General features: G+C 39.4%; 21 protein-coding genes and 1 tRNA gene. 5 read left to right on the plus strand and 17 right to left on the minus strand.

Annotated features, from left to right (window positions below):
• Nucleotides 1–2 precede the first annotated feature (2 nt).
• The 4 genes from hisD to WFY05_RS16405 are packed head-to-tail and all read right to left on the minus strand — an operon-like array spanning nt 3 to nt 3,281.
• Nucleotides 3–1,283: a histidinol dehydrogenase gene (gene hisD, locus WFY05_RS16390; protein ID WP_340113987.1), complete on the minus strand. Its 1,281-nt coding sequence runs from the start codon at nt 1,281–1,283 to the stop codon at nt 3–5.
• Nucleotides 1,280–2,221: a DMT family transporter gene (locus WFY05_RS16395; protein ID WP_340113988.1), complete on the minus strand. Its 942-nt coding sequence runs from the start codon at nt 2,219–2,221 to the stop codon at nt 1,280–1,282. Before WFY05_RS16395 ends, hisD begins: the two co-directional genes overlap by 4 nt.
• A 22-nt stretch (nt 2,222–2,243) precedes the next feature.
• Nucleotides 2,244–3,104: an ATP phosphoribosyltransferase gene (hisG, locus tag WFY05_RS16400; RefSeq protein WP_340113989.1), complete on the minus strand. Its 861-nt coding sequence runs from the start codon at nt 3,102–3,104 to the stop codon at nt 2,244–2,246.
• A gap of 12 nt (nt 3,105–3,116) precedes the next feature.
• The gene (locus WFY05_RS16405; RefSeq protein ID WP_340113990.1) at nt 3,117–3,281 is read right to left on the minus strand and encodes a hypothetical protein; all 165 of its coding nucleotides are present in this window, start codon (nt 3,279–3,281) and stop codon (nt 3,117–3,119) included.
• Between the two features lie 313 nt (nt 3,282–3,594).
• On the opposite strand from WFY05_RS16405, the gene WFY05_RS16410 reads away from it, so the two are divergent.
• The gene (locus WFY05_RS16410; RefSeq protein ID WP_340113991.1) at nt 3,595–4,701 is read left to right on the plus strand and encodes a glycoside hydrolase family 88/105 protein; all 1,107 of its coding nucleotides are present in this window, start codon (nt 3,595–3,597) and stop codon (nt 4,699–4,701) included.
• 49 nt (nt 4,702–4,750) lie between these two features.
• On the opposite strand, the gene WFY05_RS16415 is transcribed toward WFY05_RS16410, so the two are convergent.
• A complete protein-coding gene (locus WFY05_RS16415; protein WP_340113992.1) occupies nt 4,751–5,641 on the minus strand; it encodes a CPBP family intramembrane glutamic endopeptidase in 891 nt (296 codons plus the stop codon).
• Between the two features lie 60 nt (nt 5,642–5,701).
• On the minus strand, nt 5,702–6,079 hold the full coding sequence (locus tag WFY05_RS16420) for a hypothetical protein (protein ID WP_340113993.1): 378 nt from the start codon (nt 6,077–6,079) through the stop codon (nt 5,702–5,704).
• A gap of 232 nt (nt 6,080–6,311) precedes the next feature.
• On the opposite strand from WFY05_RS16420, the gene WFY05_RS16425 reads away from it, so the two are divergent.
• Nucleotides 6,312–7,418, plus strand: a complete 1,107-nt coding sequence (locus WFY05_RS16425; RefSeq protein WP_340113994.1) for a DUF4934 domain-containing protein — start codon at nt 6,312–6,314, stop codon at nt 7,416–7,418.
• Nucleotide 7,419: 1 nt separating this feature from the next.
• On the opposite strand, the gene WFY05_RS16430 is transcribed toward WFY05_RS16425, so the two are convergent.
• The 3 genes from WFY05_RS16430 to WFY05_RS16440 form a co-directional block, all read right to left on the minus strand.
• Nucleotides 7,420–7,776 carry a hypothetical protein gene (locus WFY05_RS16430; protein WP_340113995.1) on the minus strand — a complete coding sequence of 119 codons (357 nt, stop codon included), beginning with the start codon at nt 7,774–7,776 and terminating at the stop codon, nt 7,420–7,422.
• A gap of 1 nt (nt 7,777) precedes the next feature.
• Complete coding sequence (locus WFY05_RS16435) at nt 7,778–8,710, minus strand: NAD-dependent epimerase/dehydratase family protein (RefSeq protein ID WP_340113996.1); 933 nt, start codon at nt 8,708–8,710, stop codon at nt 7,778–7,780.
• 95 nt (nt 8,711–8,805) lie between these two features.
• Nucleotides 8,806–9,405, minus strand: coding sequence for a DUF6624 domain-containing protein (locus tag WFY05_RS16440; RefSeq protein WP_340113997.1), 600 nt, complete (start codon nt 9,403–9,405; stop codon nt 8,806–8,808).
• Nucleotides 9,406–9,665: 260 nt separating this feature from the next.
• Here WFY05_RS16440 and WFY05_RS16445 point away from each other — a divergent pair, with 260 nt between their 5' ends.
• Nucleotides 9,666–10,007, plus strand: coding sequence for a single-stranded DNA-binding protein (locus tag WFY05_RS16445; RefSeq protein ID WP_340113998.1), 342 nt, complete (start codon nt 9,666–9,668; stop codon nt 10,005–10,007).
• Nucleotides 10,008–10,072: 65 nt separating this feature from the next.
• Here the strand turns inward: WFY05_RS16445 and WFY05_RS16450 are convergent, their stop codons facing one another.
• Both WFY05_RS16450 and WFY05_RS16455 read right to left on the minus strand, forming a co-directional pair.
• Nucleotides 10,073–12,865, minus strand: coding sequence for a M14 family zinc carboxypeptidase (locus tag WFY05_RS16450; RefSeq protein ID WP_340113999.1), 2,793 nt, complete (start codon nt 12,863–12,865; stop codon nt 10,073–10,075).
• A 72-nt stretch (nt 12,866–12,937) separates the two neighbouring features.
• Nucleotides 12,938–13,402, minus strand: coding sequence for a hypothetical protein (locus tag WFY05_RS16455; RefSeq protein ID WP_340114000.1), 465 nt, complete (start codon nt 13,400–13,402; stop codon nt 12,938–12,940).
• Nucleotides 13,403–13,955: 553 nt separating this feature from the next.
• Between WFY05_RS16455 and WFY05_RS16460 the strand changes: the two genes are divergently transcribed.
• Together WFY05_RS16460 and WFY05_RS16465 are read left to right on the plus strand one after the other, a co-directional pair.
• The gene (locus WFY05_RS16460; protein ID WP_340114001.1) at nt 13,956–15,872 is read left to right on the plus strand and encodes a helix-turn-helix domain-containing protein; all 1,917 of its coding nucleotides are present in this window, start codon (nt 13,956–13,958) and stop codon (nt 15,870–15,872) included.
• Between the two features lie 169 nt (nt 15,873–16,041).
• Nucleotides 16,042–16,644, plus strand: a complete 603-nt coding sequence (locus WFY05_RS16465) for a hypothetical protein (protein WP_340114002.1) — start codon at nt 16,042–16,044, stop codon at nt 16,642–16,644.
• Between the two features lie 502 nt (nt 16,645–17,146).
• On the opposite strand, the gene WFY05_RS16470 is transcribed toward WFY05_RS16465, so the two are convergent.
• The 6 genes from WFY05_RS16470 to WFY05_RS16495 form a co-directional block, all read right to left on the minus strand.
• The gene (locus tag WFY05_RS16470; RefSeq protein ID WP_340114003.1) at nt 17,147–17,524 is read right to left on the minus strand and encodes a DUF7670 domain-containing protein; all 378 of its coding nucleotides are present in this window, start codon (nt 17,522–17,524) and stop codon (nt 17,147–17,149) included.
• Between the two features lie 67 nt (nt 17,525–17,591).
• A complete protein-coding gene (locus WFY05_RS16475; protein ID WP_340114004.1) occupies nt 17,592–18,062 on the minus strand; it encodes a hypothetical protein in 471 nt (156 codons plus the stop codon).
• Between the two features lie 963 nt (nt 18,063–19,025).
• Nucleotides 19,026–19,097: transfer RNA gene (locus tag WFY05_RS16480), tRNA-Gly, on the minus strand.
• A 275-nt stretch (nt 19,098–19,372) separates the two neighbouring features.
• Complete coding sequence (locus WFY05_RS16485) at nt 19,373–19,762, minus strand: nuclear transport factor 2 family protein (protein WP_340114005.1); 390 nt, start codon at nt 19,760–19,762, stop codon at nt 19,373–19,375.
• Nucleotides 19,763–19,797: 35 nt separating this feature from the next.
• Nucleotides 19,798–20,019, minus strand: coding sequence for a hypothetical protein (locus tag WFY05_RS16490; protein WP_340114006.1), 222 nt, complete (start codon nt 20,017–20,019; stop codon nt 19,798–19,800).
• Entirely contained in the window at nt 20,016–20,348 is a 333-nt protein-coding gene (locus WFY05_RS16495; protein WP_340114007.1) for a hypothetical protein, read from the minus strand. Before WFY05_RS16495 ends, WFY05_RS16490 begins: the two co-directional genes overlap by 4 nt.
• Nucleotides 20,349–20,383 lie beyond the last annotated feature (35 nt).

Raw genomic sequence — 20,383 nt, forward strand, 5'->3', positions numbered from 1 at the left:
TTTTAAATCTCCTTCAAACGTAAAGTTACTGCATTTTTGTGGGCATCAAGTTGCTCGGCTGCTGCCATTTCTTCAATAGCAGGTCCAATGTTGCGAATCCCTTCTTTGGTGATTTCCTGGTAGGTGATTTTTCTGATAAAACTATCCAGATTAACACCACTGTAGGAACGGGCCCAGCCATTGGTAGGCAGCGTGTGATTGGTTCCCGAGGCATAATCACCGGCACTTTCCGGGGTGAATTCACCCAAAAATACCGAACCTGCATTTACTACTTGATCCGCAATTTCGCTATAGTTTTTTGTATTGATGATCAAATGTTCAGGAGCGTATTCGTTAATCAGTTTTATCTGGATGTCTAGATCTTCCAAAACAATAAATACACTGTTTGATAAAGCTTTTGTAGCCAGTTCCATACGAGGCAGATCGGGTAACTGAGATTCAATCTCTGTCAGCACTTTTTCAACGGTTTCCTGCGAGTCGGCCACAAGCACCACCTGACTGTCGGCACCGTGCTCAGCTTGAGAGAGCAGATCGGAAGCCACAAACGCCGGATGTGAGGTTGAATCGGCTACAACAAGCACCTCTGACGGACCGGCAGGCATGTCTATCGATACATCGTTCATACTCACCAGTTGTTTGGCGGCTGTTACGAACTGATTTCCCGGTCCGAAAATTTTATACATGTTCGGAACGCTTTCTGTACCGTAAGCCATGGCACCAATGGCCTGAACACCCCCCAGTTTATAGACCTGCGTGACACCTGCCACTTTTGCTGCATATAAAATTGCCGGATGTATTTTCCCTTCCTTATTTGGTGGCGAGCACAAAACGATTTCCTTGCAGCCGGCTATTTTTGCCGGTAACGCCAGCATCAAAACAGTGGAAAACAGCGGAGCAGTTCCGCCCGGAATATAAAGTCCAACTTTTTCGATGGCCACTGCTTTTTGCCAGCAGGTGACACCGGGTGTAGTTTCCAGTTTTTTTATCTCCGGCTTTTGCACTGCATGAAAAGCTTCGATGTTTTTAGCGGCCAGGTTAATAGCACTTTTCAGTTTATCATCAACCAGATTTTCTGCTTCACTTACTTCAGTTTCCGAAACGAGGAAATCGTCCAGCTCCGCACCATCAAATTTGGCAGTAAATCGGCGTAGCGCCACATCTCCATCCCGACGAATCTCATTTAAAATGTCCTGTACTTTTCCGTAAAGTTCGGAAACATCAAAGGTCGGACGTTTCAGAATCTCCGGCCAGCTGCTCTCCGGTGGATTTATAAATGTTTTCATATTTTATTCAATTTAGAAATAGATGTGGTAGCTTCAGCGTTACTTACCTCTGCTTGTTTTTTGTTTTTGAAACGTAGTGCGATAATATTCCCTGAAAATAGTAAAACTATGCCCAGAAAAGCGAACATATTCCATCGATAACCTTCAAAAACAGAAGAAATTATTAGTGCAATTGCAGGCGTAATCAGTGCAATGTAGACAACTCTGTCGGGACCAATTTCACCCAAAAGCTTCAAATATGCCGAGAAGGCGATGATTGAACCAAATACCGACAAATAAAGTAAAGACGTAGTATAACTGAAGGTGCCTTCGAAAGAAATGGGTTTTTGGAGAAGAACGACCAGCAAAAACATCGCCAGCCCTCCGTAGAACATTCCAAAGCCATTTGCCTGAAGTACAGGAATGCTTCTTCGCTGTTTGTATGCCGATAAAATATTACCGAGTGACGCTGATATCAGACCACCAAAGCAAAACAACAATACAACTACATTTTCACGTTCGATGTGCAGCGAATCCAATTCGTTATAAAAAAGTAAGGCCGTACCTGAAATTCCCAGAACAGCCGCAATAACAACATCTGTTTTAATTTTTCCTTTTAGTAAGATGGCGTTAAAGAAAATGTTGAATAGAATAATCAACGAAAAGATAACGGCCACCACACCACTGGTTAAAACGGATTCTGCCTGATAAACGAACCAATAATTAATGCCGAATAAACTCAGGCCAAGCAGAACCATCAGCAGGTGCTCGTTAAGATTGAATCTCATTCGTTTTCCGGTAGCCAGGCAAAATACTAGTAAGAATAGGCCGGCCAGTAAGAAACGGTAGGAAACCGAAAGCAAAGGATCGACTGTACCAAGTTGAAACTTGATGGCATACCATGTGGACCCCCAGATGAGAGCCGGTATAGTAAAAAGTATGAGTTGCCTTGTTGTCACTTGTTGTTTTGTAAGTATGAATTTATAAAATCATCTTTTCAATGGGTACAACCAAAATTCCTTCGGCTCCGGCTTTTTTCAGGCGGCCAATCACTTCCCAAAAATCGTCCTCGGAAATTACAGAGTGCATGGAACTCCAGCCTTCTTTAGCGAGCGGAACAAGAGTCGGTGCTTTCATGCCCGGCAATAAGGCAGTAATTTCTTCAATTTTTTCGTTAGGAACATTCAACAGGATGTATTTTTTACCTTCGGCACGTTGCACCGATTCAATACGGAAAATCAATTCATCCAGTATTTCCTGCTTTTCGGGCGAAAGGTTGGGATTGGCAATCAGTACCGCCTCCGATTTCATAACCACTTCTACTTCCTTTAATCGGTTGCTTACCAGTGTTGAGCCCGAACTTACAATATCGAAAATAGCATCGGCCAGTCCGATTCCCGGAGCAATCTCAACAGAACCGGAAATCACGTGTATTTCTGCATTAATGTTGTTTTCGTCCAGAAACTTCTTCAGTATAACAGGGTAGGAGGTGGCAATTTTTTTACCATTGAAAAACTCAATGCCTGGATAGTCGATTGATTTAGGAATGGCCAGCGAAAGCCTGCATTTTGAGAACCCCAGTCGTTTGGCAATCACTACATTCTCATCTTTTTCGGCCATTTCGTTTTCGCCAACTACGCCAATATCGGCAACATTGTCGGCTACGGTTTGCGGAATGTCATCATCGCGAAGAAACAAGGCGTCCATCGGAAAATTTTTGGCTTCCGATACCAGTTTGCGCTTACCAACACTCAGCCCGATTCCCGCTTCGTTGATCAGGTTCATCGTGTCTTCATTTAATCTTCCTTTTGTCTGAATAGCAATTTTAATTTTGTTGTCCATTTTTTATTGTTGTTAACTGTTATAAATCTTGTTTTGGTACCCCCTGTTTTCACCTTCATCTCCGTCAAGCGGAGCTTCCGGCTCAAACTGTCCCCCTAATTTAGAGGGACAATTGAGGAAAGTGGCACGACTTGATCGGGCCATTTCCGAAATGGGGGGTGTTCTTAATATTTCCACAGAACTTATTAAAAACAAAAAAGGCTCACCTCCCGGCAAGCCTTTTAAAATATCGTTATGAATATACAAAACAATTACAGCCTACCGCTTGGTTGGATAATTCCATGATGGCCGTGATGTCCTGTTCTTGTTATCATTTCAATTATTTGTCACAAGTATAGTTATAAATTTGTATTGAACCATCGTATGATCCATTAATTTATAATTTAGCAATTTTAATTTTACATTGGAGCGTTCCGATTTCGCTCGAGTACTTGATTAAAAACTTGCAAACTAAGTGGCGTTGTATATTTTTGCACAAAATTAAAAATTCATGAGAAAAATTAATCTTACCTTTTTGATCATTGTATTGATCACAGCCACCGTTTCGGCGGGCGATAAGAATACCAAAAAGCTTTTTAAGGATAAGTACATCAAAAAAACGATGAAACGAGCGCTCGACTGGCAGCTCGAACACCCGAAACACCAGTTGTACGACTGGACCAACGGTGCTTTTTATGCCGGTGTTTTTGCTGCGTACGAAACTTTAGACTCTAAAAAAGTTTGGGATGCCATGTACGAAATGGGAGAAGCCAACGACTGGAAACCCGGACCACGTTTGCATCATGCTGATGACCATGCCATTTGCCAAACATACATTGATATGTACAGGGTTTCGGAAGACGAAAAAATGATTAAACCTTTTGCCGAAACTATGGAGAAATTTATGGTTACTCCATACGAAGCCGAAGGAATTTACGAGAAAACCTGGTGGTGGTGCGATGCCTTATTCATGGCTCCACCGGCATTTGTAAAGCTTGGCATTACATTAGACGAGGATAAGTATTTGAAACTTTCTGATAAACTATGGAAAGAAACTTACGATCTGCTTTGGGACGAGGAATACCATTTGTATGCCCGCGATATGAGCTATTTGTGGAACACTCCGGGAATCAAAGAGCGGAAAGAAGCTAACGGAAAAAAAATATTCTGGTCGCGCGGGAACGGCTGGGTAATGGGAGGTTTAGTTCGCGTACTTGAAGAATTGCCGGCCGATTATCCAAACCGCGATTTTTATGTGCAGAATTATAAAGAAATGGCGGCTGCGATTGTGGGGCTGCAACAGGAAGATGGTCTGTGGCGCTCAAGTTTGCTCGATCCCGAGTCGTATCCTGGAGGCGAAGCAAGCGGATCGGGATTCTATACTTACGCTCTCGCCTGGGGAATCAACAATGGAATTTTGGATAAAGATGAATATTTGCCGGCCGTTAAAAAAGCCTGGATCGGATTGAATGGTTTGATTCAACCTGACGGACATGTTGGTTGGTGCCAGCCAATTGGTCAGGATCCTAAAAAGAATTTCGGACCCGACAGTTGGGAAGTTTACGGAACAGGAGCCTTTCTGCTGGCAGGCAGCGAGGTGATAAAACTTGAGGAATAAAGCTGTTTTATTATAATAATATTGAGAAAGGCTCCGTTTGGGGCCTTTTTTATTGCGCAGAAACTCTCTCTCTTTTACGAAGGTATAATTCAAAATAGACGATCAGCAGGATCAACAGCAAGGTCATGATTACCGAACCTTCAAAACCAAATGCACCACCGGTGATCCATTCTTTCCCAGGCAGGTCTTGCTGAATGATCGATTGCATATTTTTGTTGCCGCTAACATTCGATCCAATAACTGGTCCCTGAAAAAAGTTCCAGGTAAAATGCAACGATATACTGTACCACAGCCTTTTGGTGTTGATGTAGTACTGGCCCAAAATAATACCTGCCAGAAAAATGTTGATGATGGGTAACAAAGAAAAGTCGTTGGTTAAGAAATGCACAAAAGAGAATAGTGATGCAAAAATACAGAGGACGATGTATTTATTTGCCACCTGCATTGTGGTACCCAGTAAATAACCACGAAATAAAAGTTCTTCGTGAAATGATACAAGTAGGTAAAACAGTATGTAAAACAAAAAATATTTTGTTGAAAATTCGAAGTCGGTTATTTCAATCTGACGGGTGAGCAACAAAACAAGAAAAATAGCTCCAATAAGAAAAATTCCGGATAAAAATCCCAGAACAAGTTCTTTACCGGTTGAACCGGAGAGCTCAAATCCAATAGATCTGATTGAATTTTTAAAAATCTTCACCCAGTAAATAAAAATGATGGCAAGTGCTGCCATAAGTTGCGCTAATACAGAAATCAATTGCCAGATCATTGGATAGTCTCTGTCTAGTGCAGCAAGATCAATAAGTTGATGATTAGTACTAAGGGCAAGGATAGCCCCGAATGCAATTTGCAGCAGAGCAAGAATCACAATATAAGCTGGTATGGCTGAAAGAATTACCAGCCAGGATTTGAATTTCGATTTTGTACTAGAAAGTTCCATGATACTCAGAAAAAGCAGTGAATAGAAGGGAAGAGGCACCCGATCAGGCGCCTCGTTCTGTTATTCTTTAATGATTTTTTTGGCTGTTATTTTCATTGGACCTTCCGGAGAATTCACTGTTCCTTCCAGTTTGTCTCCCTGAATCTTTGCTTTTATGGTTATGTAGTCGTAATCTACATAAAGTCCGAATTTCAGTTCACCTTCAGCATAACTTACATTTTGAAGATCGATCTTGTTGTTTTCGGCCAGCAGGACTTTGCCGAGCAGTTTACCTTCGGAAGCAGAAAAAACCAGTGTTCCGGCTTCGTAACCATAAGGTGCCGATTCAACCTGGTATTTCCATTTTCCAAGCAGTTCATCCGATTCGTTTGAATTTCGAGCCAGACAAGCAGTTCCGATCAATACGAATAATAAGCTTAAGCCAATCAGTTTTTTCATTTCAGTTTGATTTTTAGTTTATAAAGTTGTTCTTCAAAATTGAATTGCTTTTGTGTGATTTCCAAATAAAAAGTGCGCATTTTTACATTTGTTTTTGTTTCGGTCAGTAATGTCAGTTCGTATCATGAGGCCTGCAAAGCCGTATTAATCTTTGTTAAATCTTTTTCACGCGGGCACGGTTTTTGATCTGTTGTAGTTTTCTTTGGCCTTTATTTATTTTGATTAACTATTTATGAATTTGAAAAACAGTGTTTTACTGCTTGTTTTGCCCTTGTTTTTTGCCTGTTCGCAAACAGCAACCAACAACGAAAAGGTAAAACTTATCGAGTTAAAGGAATCTACCGATATACTTCCTATTTCAAGCTTTGCAAGTAAAATTGATTACCTGGAATTAAAAGTGGCTGAGGCAAATTTAACAATGGGTGAAATAGAAAACATTAATGTAATTGGCGAGAATCTGATTGTTAAACACCGGATGTCGGGGAAAAGCAGCTTTTGGCGTTTCACCAAAAATGGTGAATATGTGATTGAACTGGTTGGAGATAGAACGACCAAAATCAAAAATCCCAAGGATATCATTAGTTATAAAAATGGATTTGCAGTGCTTGCCGAAAATGGAGTACACGTCATCTCGAAAAATGGAGAATACCTGCAACAACTGGTACGTGAAACTATTGTTGCAAAGAAGTTCTTTTTGGCCGACGAACATTTTTATGCCGTTAACGAGAGCAGTTTAGGTGCCTCTCTTCATCGCTTGTCTTCGGGAACTAACGAAAACATGGGTAAGGTTTTGCCCGAAAAAGTGCTTCGAACGACCTATTCGGAGGTTGAAAACGTTGAGAAGATCGGCATTCATTTTTATTCGGTTTTAAACGATACTGTATTTGCGTTCACAAACGAACAGAAATCTCCGCTGTATGAGTTCAGGAGCAGCAGCCTTCCCACTTTTTCGCAGTTGTGCGATAGCATTGGCGAACGCGATGATAATGAAACGCTTCGTTATTTACGCGAGAATGAACATGTAATCGTGCGAAACTACCACGAAAACCAACGTTACATTTTTCTAACCTACTGGGTGGGATCGAATTCTACTACAGCTATTTACAATAAGAAATACGGTAGTGTTCGCTATTTTGGTCATGGAATAAACGATATCGATGGCGGTGTTTGGGATAAGGTAACCTATCTTTCGGAGAAGGATGAATTGTTCATCCCGATTACGGCCTATAAAGTTAGCGGTCACAAGATCTCGAATAAAAAAGAACGACGTTTTGCCCGTTTGCAAAACAAAATTGAGGCGAGTGGCAATCCGGTGATCATGCAGGTAAAACTGCGTTAAATCAGATATCTTCCTTTCGCACCAGCACAAACTTGTTGTTATCCAGTTCGGAATAGCCCTGATCGTAAACAAAATAATACACCCGGCCGCTCTTAGTAACGTAGGTGTTGGTAAAATAGTCGAAACTAAAACCCTGTTTTTCAAGGGTGCTGCGGTAGGTAGTACTTTTGTCGTTCGGATTAAGCTCTTTCAGAATGCCATGATTCTTTTTAAGCAACCTGTTGATCTTGCGCATGTAATTCGATGCGCGGCCCAGCTTTTTGTTGTTATAGGCATTTCGGCACAGGTCGTTACAAAATTTTTGATCGGCACGTCCCTTTAAAGGTTCGCCACATTCGAGGCAGGTTCTTGGTTCCATTTTAATTTAAGTAGTCTATTTCAATGATTTCTTTGATTCCCTGTTTATATGAAGTCGGATTAAAATTAAAAGCCTTATCGAATTTATCCGAGTTAAAAACATAATCCCGGTCGTATTGATACATCATTTCAGGCATTTCGCGCAAAACCGGAATAAACAGGCCCATTATTTTGAGGATAAGTTTTGAAGCCACTCTATACTTTGGTTTTGTATTCAGTGCTTTGGCAAACGTTTCGATCCATTCTTTTCCGGTTGGTGGATTTTTAGCTGTTGGCATGTGCCACACCTGGTTAAATGCCGAATCGGTATTTCCAAGTATGGCAGTGGCTTTTCCGGCATCGGGTGTGTAAGTGAAAGAGTGTTTACGGTCTACCGATCCCATCCAGTCGGCCGTTTTTCCTTTACTTAAAGGATCAATCACCATCTCGGTAAGTACGCTGGTATTTTTGATGCCCGGACCATAAAAATCGGCTGCCCGGGCAATGAGTGCAGTTAATTCTCCCTTGTCCACTTCTTCCATGATCATTTTTACCATCCCTGCCCGGATCTGTCCTTTTTTGCTTGGCGGATTAATCGGTGTTTCTTCGGTCATGCCGTTCAGGTGATTCTGATCGTACATGTATATGTTATCGAAAAATACCAGTTTTGCAGTGTGCTTTTTACAGGCATCAATCACCGATTGCAGAAACGGGGGCCAGTTCGCTTTCCAGAATTTATAATTGTACGGAAATCCAATAGTCACATAAACTACCGACGATTCTTTAACTGCCTTATCTACTTCGTTAGCGTTCAGCAGATCGGCTTTTATCAGGTCGTCGCTGTCATTTATTTTTTTCGGATTGCGGCTAACCAGCCTGATCTTGTTAGTATATTCCGGCAATGCTTTTGCAAGTTCCACTCCAATTGCTCCGCCTGATCCTAATATTGTTTGCATGTATTTTGTTTTAATTGTTTATAAGTGAAAGTTTATTTTAATGTTTGTTGCGTATATGATTTACTCTGCTTAAAGAATTTTGTTTGTGGCGGTAATTATTTTATCCAACCTACTTTTCTTTTCCAGTGTTCAACATCCAGTTTTCTTTTCTCAAAATCAACCGGTGGGAAATGATTTTCATTTTTAGCCTGTTTTCTCATTATATCAGTTTGTTCTTCAAGTGTGTTCAGCCCAATTTCTTTTCTTCTCTGATTTACTTTTTTCAGGTCGTCGTAAAAGTTTGGGCTTAATTCTTTGCTCTTATCCCAGTCGAATTGAGTTCCGAAAAGTTGCGGACGATTTTCAAATACTGCTATTCGGTCGGTCAGATAAGCCAAATTTTTTGGACTGGCATTGCTCTCGCTAACTGCAATCTTCAGCATTTTGGCACACTTTTTCATAAAGTCGGGGTGACTGATGGAATGTTGGATCACCAACCATGCACCTTCATTGGCTTCTTTTCCCACTTTGTCAATCGTCGGATAACCGATTTTGTCGATTATTTCATTTAATATCCCGGCATTTATGGTGTGTAGCTGCTCCATTTTTTCGTTAAAGCCTTTTCCCAGTTGTCCGTTTTGGATAAGTTTATCCCGAAGTTCCATATCTGCATTCTTCAATTCAATTATTTTTCTAGCAATATCATTGTAATCCATCCTGTGATAACATTTTTTTCAAAACTGCCAACTAGAATATATATCTTTCAAAGTTTCAGAATATTCGGAGTAAGTTTTAATAAAACTCTAATATACAAAAATATATCCGTTTGTAAACGCTTACAAACGTTTATATTCGATTACAAACATTTAAATACCGGATAATCTTTGGAAGCACACATACCTTTGAATCAACAAATTCGTTCAGGGGCTCGAACAAAAGACACAGCCCTAAATTTAATAACTAAAAATTACACATCATGAATGCATTAAGAAACAGCGTAAGACTTCTCGGTCACCTGGGAGACGATCCCAAAGTAAGAAAGTTGGACAGTGGAAAAACAGTTGCTAATTTCAATATAGCAACCAACGAAATTTATCGCGACAGCCGTGGCGAAAAACAAAGCGAAACCACCTGGCACCGTTTGGTGGCCTGGGGCAAACAGGCAGAGATTGCAGAGAAATACTTAAAAAAAGGATCGGAGATCAGTATCGAAGGAAAACTGACCAACCGTTCGTGGGAAGACAAAAACGGCGAAAAACAATACACAACGGAGATCGTGGTAAACTCAATGTTAATGCTGGACAAAGTGGCTAATTAAGTCTTTTGCAAAGTTAGCTTTCACTGAACAGGGGGTAGCGAAACGTTGGCTACTCCCTGTTCTTTTTATAAGTGGTTCCAGTTGATAAGTGTATTCCAAAGCAATCCCGAGTCGTAATGATTCAGGTAGCGGTTTAAGGGATTAAAGGTGAAAAATACAATGTGGCCTTCGCCAACCGGAACATTTAAAATGGCTGCATTGCCAATAATTTCCTTTTCGTTGCGTACCATTCCAGAAAGTACATATTTCGATTCATCCTTGCTTTCAATTTCTTTTTCTTCGGCTGATTTTTCGTCTTCATCAGTATCGGTGTCCATTTTTGCTCTGCCCAGTATTTTTCCGGAGTATTCTTTCTCGTCGTCGAGGGGATCCGTGCCGTATTGAAGAACCATTAAATCTCTGTCGTATTTGGCAGTACGTAATAATTTTCCGTTTCCTTTAAAAAGATGAAAAGTTTCGGGATAACCATATAAAACCGGACTTTTCGGATTGCGTGCTTTTACAGTAACGATCGATCCGGGATGAAAGAGCTGACCCGGCGAAAAACTCCTTACATTTTTTGCGATGGAAGCATCGGCAATGATGTTGGCCGAATTGTCGAGAGGTATAAGAACTCCTCCGTTCTTTACAAATATACTCAGGTTATTCAGTCCGAAATGTCCCGGGCCTCCGGTAATATCTTCCGATGAATCAGGAAAACCGTGTGATGGAAATTCATCTGTTTTTGTATAGGCCAATGGTCCAAACCGATCATCAACACCATTGATAAAGCCGTTCAGGTCCCCGTATTGATGAGGAATGATAATGACATTGAAATCCTCATTTAAAGCTCTTCGGTTCAGGTCGTCTTTATTGATCGATGTGTAAGGAATTCCCTTTTGCTCGAGGGTGTATCGAACCCAGCCTTCGGCCTGTGTATTCGTCCAGCTATGATAAACGGCAATTCGCGGAAGTTGAATCTTACGTTTGTATTCCGGCTTAACATCACCGGCAACCAGATCTAAACCATATTCTTCAGCCCATTCAGTGGCCTGATCGCGATCCATTCCGGAGAGGATAATGGTTCCGGCTTTCAGCCTATAATTTCCCTGAATGATTGATGTATCTGTTACAGCAGCTTTAAAATTTTTATTTGCACCGGCTGCTTCATACAACCCCGAAATAACGGAACTTTGGGCTTCATATTTCAGGATATAATTATCGGCCTTACCATTAACAGATCCTGCTAATGAAGGAGCTTCATTTATCAATTCAAGTTCGTTTGGTGAATAGGAGAGTGTATCCGATTTTTGAACATCAACACCAGACAGGTAACCCAAAGTCCAGGCAATAGCATCGTAAGGCGGAAACTTGGCGGTTGATGGGTATTTTTGCTCGGTGAGCAGGTCGTAAGCTAAACGACTGTACGGCTGATCGAGCAGTACCACATACTCGTCTTTTGATGCTTTCACACGGTGCACTTCAATACCCTGTCTTAAAAGTTGATCGATCAGGTAAGCTGTCATTGCCTTATCGCGTTGTTGCGCCGGGATAACAAACATTTGAGTTTTGTTAGCCTTTGAAAAGTTGATGCTGTTTAGTCCTTTTTGATAAAAATTGTGTAACAGTGTTTCGCGGTAGTTGGCAGCAAATTCCAGGGAAGCCAGCACTGCTGCTTCGGTGTAGTTTACATTGTTTCGCGACGACCAATAAAGTTGGCCGGTTGCTGGATCGGGGCGGTACCACTCGCGTGATGTCACCAGATCGCCTGCAAATTTGGATTTCGAGATATCGCGCAGGTAAGTATTGGCACCTGCATTTCCGAATGTTTCGTAAAAACGGCCAACCGAGTTGTGGTTGTTGGCTACCCAAATGCCGTACCCGGGCCACCAGCCATCGTAAAAAGCCCAGTTAAATGCACCGGGCAAGCCTTGTGTCGACAATACGGTCATTTCGTGGTTGGCAATGGTTTGCCATTCTCCCACGGTAATCGGATCGATATTTTCGTTGTAAGGCCCCGTTCCGGTTGAAATATAAAGGAGAGGAACCGATTCGTGCAAATCGAGCATGATGGTCGGATGCCAGTCGAAGTAAATCTGATAAATGGCTTTTGTAATTTCCTGCGTAATCTGCAGCCCGTCGCGGTTATTGTCGTGAAAAACATATTTTCCCCAATAAGGTGGCGATTTGGGAAATCCATCGTCATACTCTTCGCGATTTATGGTGTAGCGATAATACCAGTCCACCTGTTTGTCGCGGCCATCGGGCTCCGAAACAGGATTGATAAGAATGATACAATTATCCAGTATATTTTTTATTTCTTCCGATTCATCAGCCACCAGACGGTAAGCCAGTTCCATTAAGGTTTCGGGCGAACCCATTTCTGTGGAATGCATGGCCCCGTTTAAATAATAGACCACCTTGCCGTTTTTAATGATTTGCTCTGCCGCCTCTTCATCCACTTTTCGCGGATCGGCCAGCAGTTCAATCTCGTTGCGGTATTGCTCGAGGTTTTTAATGGTTTTGGCACCGGAAATGGTTACCAAATTGATTAGCCGACCTTCTTCGCTGGTTCCAATTTGTTCCGTTATAAGTTTTGGAGAAGTTTTGGCTAATTCATCAAAATAGGCATACACTTCAGCCGATCCATGCATTTTACCGGGTGCTCCAATGATTGCTCCAAAATAGTCGAGCGGAGATGGAATTGTTGAATGATCGGGGATGGCAAGAACCGATTCAGGTAAAAATTTTTCGTCGGTGGTAAATTCCTTTATCTGGTTCTGATAAACAGTGTCGATGTTTTGCGCAAAAACAGAGCTTGTAAGGTTAAAAAAAACGATAAAAATTAATGCCTTGAGGATCGACGTAATATTTTTCATGAGTGTGGTTTAAATAACTATACAAGGTTTAAAGATAATTACTTGTTCAATAGTTACAGAAAACCGGACTGATTATTTGCCTGAATTGAAATGTTTAAAGCGTTCGTGGTATATATCCAGTTGTTCACGGGGCATATCCTGCTCGTATCTGAAACAAGTTCCCTCTTTATTAAGGTATACTTTAAAATAGGACACTTTTGTTTGATAGACAGTGTATTTCGGATCGTTTGCCGCGGTATACTCACCAAATGTATAACTCCATCCTTGACGCTCACCAACTGCATTGCGAGTGGGGTCATACTTAATAGCGGATCTGTAAGGCGTCAAATACATACCTTTTTTACTGCCGAATTCATAAATAAGAACTTTTCCACCACCTTTTGTCGATTCAGTTCTGCTTGGTTTTCCCAGGCGTGAGTAAATTTTCATTTCGCTTTGCCCGATCAGTGCATTGTCAAAAACTTCGTCGTATATATTATTAGTGGTTGAGCAAGTAGTAAAAATAATAAGCAGCACTAATAAAAGGGAGTTTTTCATGATCTGACGATTTACGGTTTTTTATTTGTACGCAATTTTTTTGCGGATGTTTAGCAATGACAATTCGAAATCGTGTATGCGTGCTGTGTGATTCGGAATTAAGTCGAAAAAATGACAACACTTTAAACTGATTTGGAAAAGAAATAACAACCTGACATCGGATGTCATGTACGCTTCAAACCATACCATTTATCTTTGCTGAAGTAAAAGGGAAAAGAAAAGGTAATAATAGTTTATAGATTTCATGGTTTAGTTTAGTTAGTTTGTATTAGGGAGCTTTGGCTCCCTTTTCTATTGATTCAAATGTAAGATCCACGATAAGCATATCGGAAACAAAGTTTTAAATAAGGAATTTTATTAACAAATTTACTGATATCCCTAAAAATATCCGTACGGTACTAATGGTTTTCGCATATGTTCTTCAAAAATTAATCTGCCCGATAATCGATCTGTCTTCTAATTGTTAGGTAGTGCTGTCGTTTTGGAAATGAACTAAATATATTGTATTATTGATATGATTTAAAGCCTGTTATCTAGACATAAATGACCGAAAATGAGCCTTAGTTTTTCGAGCGATTCAGAGTTTATCAAAAAACTGAGCAGGGTAGTGGAGGAAAACCTTGCGGATGAAAACTTTGGCGTAAAGGAATTGGCTCAGAAAACCAAACTGAGTCGTACACAGCTGCATCGTAAACTAAAATCAATCAATAACCAGTCGGTGAGTCAGTTTATTCGCGAGATTAGGTTGAACAAGGCAAAAGAACTGCTTCAGCAGGAATTGGGGACTGTTTCGGAGATTGCCTATCAAGTGGGATTTGGCAGTCCTTCTTATTTTATCAAATGTTTCAAGGAATATTTTGGCTATCCGCCCGGAGTGTTATTAAAGCTTCCTCCAGAAGATGTTGATAATGAGGTATCAGATCAATATAATGCCGGTCAATCGCTTACAGGTAAAAACAGACTTGGAATAACGTTGAGGTTGTTGGTTGGTATGCTGGGCGTAATAACCATTACAGTAGTGGCATTATTTGTTTACAAGAATTTGATTGTAGAAAAGAAAGCTGCCATTCAAGACAAATCCATCGCGGTACTTCCGTTAAAAAATCTGAGTGATGACACAGATATTCAGTACCTAGCTGGCGGAATTATGGAAGATATCTTAAACCGCTTGTCTCGTGTTAATGATTTGCATTTAAAATCACGTATTTCGTCTGAACAATACAGGGACCCAGATATATCTTTACCCGAGTTAGCCGAAGAATTGAATGTATCATATGTGTTGGAGGGAAGTATTATAAATAACGGGGATAGGGTCAGGATATATGTCCAGCTTATAGAGGCAGAAAGCGATAACCATATTTGGTCTAAGGAATACAACCAAGATCTGAGTGATATTTTTGAATTTACTTCAGATGTTTCCAAACAAATTGCAGACGAACTTCAGGTCGCATTAACTACGGATGAGGTGGCTAGTATTGAGAGGAACTACACAGAAAATACGGAAGCTTACAACTATTATTTAATGGGGAATTCTTTATTGTGGCCACATTTCTGGCATGAGAGAACAAAAGGTGATATGACAGCTTGCATTGAATATTATCAGAAAGCAATTGAAATAGACTCTACTTACGGTCTTGCATATGCTGGATTAGCGGAAGCATATAGTGCACTTGCTGGAATCGGGGCAAGTTGGATTCCGTATGAAGAAGCTGTTAAACGTTGCAAGGAGTATGCATTGAAAGCCATCAGCCTGGACTATAATCTTGCGGAAGGACATGCTGCATTGGGCGATTGTGCTTCAGATTTTTTATTTGACTGGGATTTAGCAGATAAAGAATTAAAACTCGCCATTCAAGTCAATCCAAATTTTGCATTGGCATACCGATATTATGCCGACTATCTGATGATTATGGGTAGACACAAAGAAGCAAAAGAATATCTTGACAAATCGAGTGAACTTGATCCTGTATTTATTTTAACAAATAAATCGTATGCAAATTGGTACTACGACATGGGCAAATTTGAAGAGGTACTGAAAATTCATAAACAAAGCAAGAGATTTTACAATAGCCCCAAAACCGAACAATTTGTTATTTTCAAGGTAAACTTACATCAAAATAAAAACGAAGAAGCTTTTGAAGCTCTAAAACAATATATCTTGTTGGATTCTCCGGATATTGATTACACGGAGAAGCTAAGCGCAATGTATTCTGAGTTCGGAATGAAGACGGTAATACAATGGTTTACGGAGTATTACAAACTTCATGAGGCTGATAATCTTCAGATAGCGGCATTGCTTGCTTATCTGGGAGAAAAAGAAAAAGCCGTTGATTATCTGGTAGAACTATATAATAAGAAGGATAAACGCTGGCGCCTAAAAATAATAAAAAGTGATTATGATTACAGATCACTTCACGGCCATCAAAGGTTTACGGCACTTCTCGAAAAAATGGACCTGGCCGATCGGTAGAAATATCTCATTTACTTTTCCATCTGTTTTATAAATCTTCATGAAACATTTTTTACACTCCTGTAAAATTTATTGATGTAAATGGAACATAGTTAATATGCCTTACCCGTGTAATTGTGTCAATTTTGTTTCATGCATTTATGTTTAATTAATAACGGAGGATTAAATTATGAAAACATTTTCTAAACTTTTATTTGTGGTATTTAGCGTTCTAATTGTTATGGCTTGTTCGAAGTCTTCGGACGACCTTTTAAATGTTGATCTTAAAAGCGGCAATTTAGGTGCCGACAAAATCCACGAAACTAAAACGGTGACCGTGCCTTTTAAAGCTGATTTTACTGTTTGGCATGCTGCTCCAACAGGTTCGGGAGAACCATGTGATATGCCAAATGCCATATTCAGAGAAACGATGAAAGGTTCTGGTGAAATAACTCATTTGGGAGAAATCACGACCTGGATGACATTCTGCGTTTTCAGCGACTTTTCTTATGCTTTTACTGAACTGGGGTACTTTGTGGCTGCAAACGGCGATAGCTTGTTTATTAATATACCCGAAGGGCAAATTATTCCCGGAGGAAGTGATCTGGAAGGTTACAGCGGATACTTTAACGATACCATGTATTTTGCAGGAGGAACAGGACGTTTTGAAGGAGCAAGCGGTTATGCATTAACCAATGCCTATCCTGTTTTTGATAATTCGGAGACAGAGGAGGATGAATTTTTTACAGATTTCTTCAGCGAAGGAATTTTGACTTTGGTGAAAGGAAAATAACGAGCACTCCCTTCTCGTTTTTATACTTAAAACAAAGCATGGATATTCTGAACTGTAAAATAAGAAACTACATTCTTTTCATAGAAATAATAAGACTCAGAAATCCTTGCGTTATACCGAGCTGATGTTTAACCTTTGAGCATCGAAAAAAGAGGCTGTCTGCTTGTGTGGCCAGTCTCTTTTGCAGTTAAAAAAATCTCTTTATTTCCTTTAGAGCTTGATTCAAAGTTAATAGCAGATTTACATAGCGGGAAACGGGGATCGAATACTGAAGCTTTGGTCAGTATCCTGATCTCAGAACCAGCCTGAGCATCAGGGCCCGCGACCCTCAGCTTGGAAAATTGTATATAGTACTGATGAATAGGTCGAAGCTTAAACAATTGTAAATTCTGATATAAATTATTCTAGTTGAATGAAATTGCAGATCCGTATTAATTTATACAAATTATAGTGCTCATCTGCACAAGCCATTCAAATCACTTACTTTTTTATTTTAAGATGATCAATCCCACTGGCTCTTACTAATACACCATGTTGCAATGAATAATATCCCGGTAATTAATATTAGAACTCCAATTACTGTGTCGATAACCACAGCCGTTAGGTCAAAAATTTTGTATGTAACTGCTATTGCAATTATTAAACAAAATAATAGGAAAATTAATCCGGCATAAAGTGTGTTCTCAAAAGACACAGCAAAACCAGCAATTAAAATAACCATACCTAAAAAGTGTAGGAAAACAGCAAAATTTAATGATATATCATGACTTGTAACGTAAAGTGTGATGAAAGCAATTATTAGCAAAAAAGAAATCACCTGCAGTATTACTTTTAAAATTGTAGAGTCTTTCTTTTCGGGATATTCATTTCGTTTATTCATTATTAATACTTCTATTATCTCTCAGTCTTTTAGATCATTAATATTTAGTCAATACCCAGCCCAGTCTTTATCCCCCAGCCCAGTTCTCTGTGCTGTACGCGATCCAATAAATTAATAATTCAAATGGAATTACCAGGGATGCAGACAACCACCAACCGAACAGCGATTCACTCTTATAATTAATGCTTTCTTTCCCTAATCCTCTGGAGATTAGAAAAGATGCAATTAAAGTTAAGACGGTAACGCTTACTATTTTTAACCAGACTGCACTTGTGAATCCAATAAATTCGTTACGACTCAATAAAACCAGAAACTGATTGAATTCTATACAGGTATAACCAAGAGTGAGACAAATAATGAGGATTCCAAGCATTCCCATTTTGTTATTTCTTTTGAATTTTTTATTGTAAAAGAGCAACAGCATGATCATTCCTGCTAAAAATAGAGGAATAAAAAGAAGGGCAATTATGGGCGTATCGATAAAAAAAGCACCTAGTATCAAAAAAGTGTAACCGAGAATTCCCAAATAATTTTTCATGGTAGAGGTTGTTGATTTTTATTCAAGATATGAAATAACAAGTTGAAAATCAACAGAATTCTTTGGAAACTGTACAATCAATTTACAGTAGTTAAAAGATGTCATTCATTGACAATTTTTTAGGTAAGAACGTGGGCTGTCTGGAGATTATTGGTGGTTTAAATAAGGCTATTGGAAAGAGTAAGTATCATTGGTTGTGAGTTCAAAACAGTTACTCCAAATTATATTATATAGATCTAATTGTTTACCAGTAAACATTATTTCAATTAAATACTCATATATCCGTAATTATCCGTATATTGTGTACAATACAGAAGGAATCAATATTTTCAATAAATAAGAATGGGTAGAATAAAATAAATCACTGATTGTGTATTAAATGGTTTGCAGAAATCGCTTTCTTCTATACAAACCTATAATTCTACCCATTTCTTTATTAGGATAAACAAAATATGCTGATGATAAATTGATCATAATTATGATTTGTTTCTTTAATTCGAGTACGATCTAACTGCTAATTTCATTGGTCAATGAAAGTCTGTATCAAGAACTCATTGTTAATAACTTCAAACACAATTCAATAAAGTAGATTTAGAATAGTTGTATATTGCTTTAAGGGGAAAGCGACTTCTGTATCTATGATTGGTTTTGTATTTAGGGGTTTGTAAATTATCAATCATCTTCAAAAAGCGTCCATAGTGCTTTCCCCTTCTTTTTGACAAAAAATTCATAGACAAACGTTTTTATAAAATGGATCTTAAATATACCAAGTAGTGTAACTATTTAGCTGGATCTTTTTTGGGTTAGTATTACTGAATTTTTCCTGGAATATATTTGCGAAAAAGTAAAATAAAACTATTAAAGGACGTATAACCTAAATAATACAGCCAAAGATTCTGCATGCAAATTGTTTCAACGCATAAAAAGAGGAGCCTGAATTTTATCTAACTCCTTTATATTCAGAGCGGGAAACGGGGTTCGAACCCGCGACCCTCAGCTTGGGAAGCTGATGCTCTACCACTGAGCTACTCCCGCAATTATCATTTTTTTCGCTTACAATTCCACTATGTGGAATTATAATTGATCCTTGACCACTAAATGGCAGTTTAACGGCACCTTTGGTTTATTTCACTCAAAATTATGGATTTATTGAATTCGTTATTCAACTTTGGAATTATTTTCTTTTTGATTGAATGAAAATAAGGAGGGGAGAGGCACTAACAATCTAAATCCAAAAAATTGGATCAGCTTAATTTACTTCGATTGATGGGGGTGAGACACAACGTTTGGGAGTTAAAATCCGAACCTGATTATGGATTCATTATTTCTGCCGTATCTGCCGCCTGAAAGAAGCTCGAAACCTGACCTTTTTCGAATGTCCAGACGTGAGTGGCATTGGCTCTGAATTTTTTACCGGTTGCTTTCCAGGTTCCGGTATAGTGTCCAACCATAACAATTTTATCTCCGCCATCTACAAAATCATCTATTTCAATGTTGAAATTGTCGTAGTGCACCGGTATGTTGGCGAAAATTCCTTCAACAATAGCTTGTTTCCCAACGTACGTTCCATTATTGGTCACAAAAGGAAAACCGGTACATTGATGCCAGTGAATATCCGCTTTCCAATGTTCTGTCACCGCTTCGATATCGTGTTCGGCGAATTTTTGGTAGCCTTCTTTTAATAAATCTAAATTGCCCATGACTTAAAATTTGAATGATTAATACTTACTGATTGTTATAATCTCTTTTTGAATACGAATCTGTGATGGGTCATGTCTTCTTTAGCCTGCCAGTTCACTGTTACCAGATCCCATCCTTTGCTACCCAGCTTATTGGTGAATTCATAAAGATTGGAGCCGGTGTTCCATCCGTCGAGCTCCTTCCCATTAATAAATCTGGGCCGCCATACCTTATCCAGTTTTTCAGCGGTTAAAAACAAGTACTCCCACTTTTTCATGACGATATCATTTTTACCGGCATTGGTCCTGGTGGCGGACCTGCCAGATCCATACCATGATACTCCATTAGTTTTTCTTTGAAATCAACTTCAAAACTCCCTTGCGAGTCAGCCACATTTTGCATAAAATCGTCGGCTCCTGGGCCTTCGTGTAGTGCAACCACCACCGGACCTTCAGGAGTCTCGGCTAACCATGCATCATGTCGTGTAATCCCATGTTTTTTGTTGAATTCGTCAAAGGCCTGTTTTTGATCACCATTAAGCGAATCGGCCCACTTTTTCCATTCTCCGAGTTTATCCTTTTTTAAAGGAACAATTACTAATCCCATGACTTAAATATTTAATTATGAATAATAATAAACAA

It is taken from the genome of Maribellus mangrovi, from assembly GCF_037646455.1.
Lineage (GTDB): Bacteria > Bacteroidota > Bacteroidia > Bacteroidales > Prolixibacteraceae > Draconibacterium > Draconibacterium mangrovi_A.

What these genes read in the sequence shown, in the direction of transcription:
- hisD (WP_340113987.1), bottom strand. Translation starts at nt 1,283, where the DNA reads ATGAAAACATTTATAAATCCACCGGAGAGCAGCTGGCCGGAGATTCTG.
- hisG (WP_340113989.1), bottom strand. Translation starts at nt 3,104, where the DNA reads ATGGACAACAAAATTAAAATTGCTATTCAGACAAAAGGAAGATTAAAT.
- WFY05_RS16410 (WP_340113991.1), top strand. Translation starts at nt 3,595, where the DNA reads ATGAGAAAAATTAATCTTACCTTTTTGATCATTGTATTGATCACAGCC.
- WFY05_RS16415 (WP_340113992.1), bottom strand. Translation starts at nt 5,641, where the DNA reads ATGGAACTTTCTAGTACAAAATCGAAATTCAAATCCTGGCTGGTAATT.
- WFY05_RS16420 (WP_340113993.1), bottom strand. Translation starts at nt 6,079, where the DNA reads ATGAAAAAACTGATTGGCTTAAGCTTATTATTCGTATTGATCGGAACT.
- WFY05_RS16425 (WP_340113994.1), top strand. Translation starts at nt 6,312, where the DNA reads ATGAATTTGAAAAACAGTGTTTTACTGCTTGTTTTGCCCTTGTTTTTT.
- WFY05_RS16430 (WP_340113995.1), bottom strand. Translation starts at nt 7,776, where the DNA reads ATGGAACCAAGAACCTGCCTCGAATGTGGCGAACCTTTAAAGGGACGT.
- WFY05_RS16435 (WP_340113996.1), bottom strand. Translation starts at nt 8,710, where the DNA reads ATGCAAACAATATTAGGATCAGGCGGAGCAATTGGAGTGGAACTTGCA.
- WFY05_RS16440 (WP_340113997.1), bottom strand. Translation starts at nt 9,405, where the DNA reads ATGGATTACAATGATATTGCTAGAAAAATAATTGAATTGAAGAATGCA.
- WFY05_RS16445 (WP_340113998.1), top strand. Translation starts at nt 9,666, where the DNA reads ATGAATGCATTAAGAAACAGCGTAAGACTTCTCGGTCACCTGGGAGAC.
- WFY05_RS16450 (WP_340113999.1), bottom strand. Translation starts at nt 12,865, where the DNA reads ATGAAAAATATTACGTCGATCCTCAAGGCATTAATTTTTATCGTTTTT.
- WFY05_RS16455 (WP_340114000.1), bottom strand. Translation starts at nt 13,402, where the DNA reads ATGAAAAACTCCCTTTTATTAGTGCTGCTTATTATTTTTACTACTTGC.
- WFY05_RS16460 (WP_340114001.1), top strand. Translation starts at nt 13,956, where the DNA reads ATGAGCCTTAGTTTTTCGAGCGATTCAGAGTTTATCAAAAAACTGAGC.
- WFY05_RS16465 (WP_340114002.1), top strand. Translation starts at nt 16,042, where the DNA reads ATGAAAACATTTTCTAAACTTTTATTTGTGGTATTTAGCGTTCTAATT.
- WFY05_RS16470 (WP_340114003.1), bottom strand. Translation starts at nt 17,524, where the DNA reads ATGAATAAACGAAATGAATATCCCGAAAAGAAAGACTCTACAATTTTA.
- WFY05_RS16475 (WP_340114004.1), bottom strand. Translation starts at nt 18,062, where the DNA reads ATGAAAAATTATTTGGGAATTCTCGGTTACACTTTTTTGATACTAGGT.
- WFY05_RS16485 (WP_340114005.1), bottom strand. Translation starts at nt 19,762, where the DNA reads ATGGGCAATTTAGATTTATTAAAAGAAGGCTACCAAAAATTCGCCGAA.
- WFY05_RS16490 (WP_340114006.1), bottom strand. Translation starts at nt 20,019, where the DNA reads ATGAAAAAGTGGGAGTACTTGTTTTTAACCGCTGAAAAACTGGATAAG.
- WFY05_RS16495 (WP_340114007.1), bottom strand. Translation starts at nt 20,348, where the DNA reads ATGGGATTAGTAATTGTTCCTTTAAAAAAGGATAAACTCGGAGAATGG.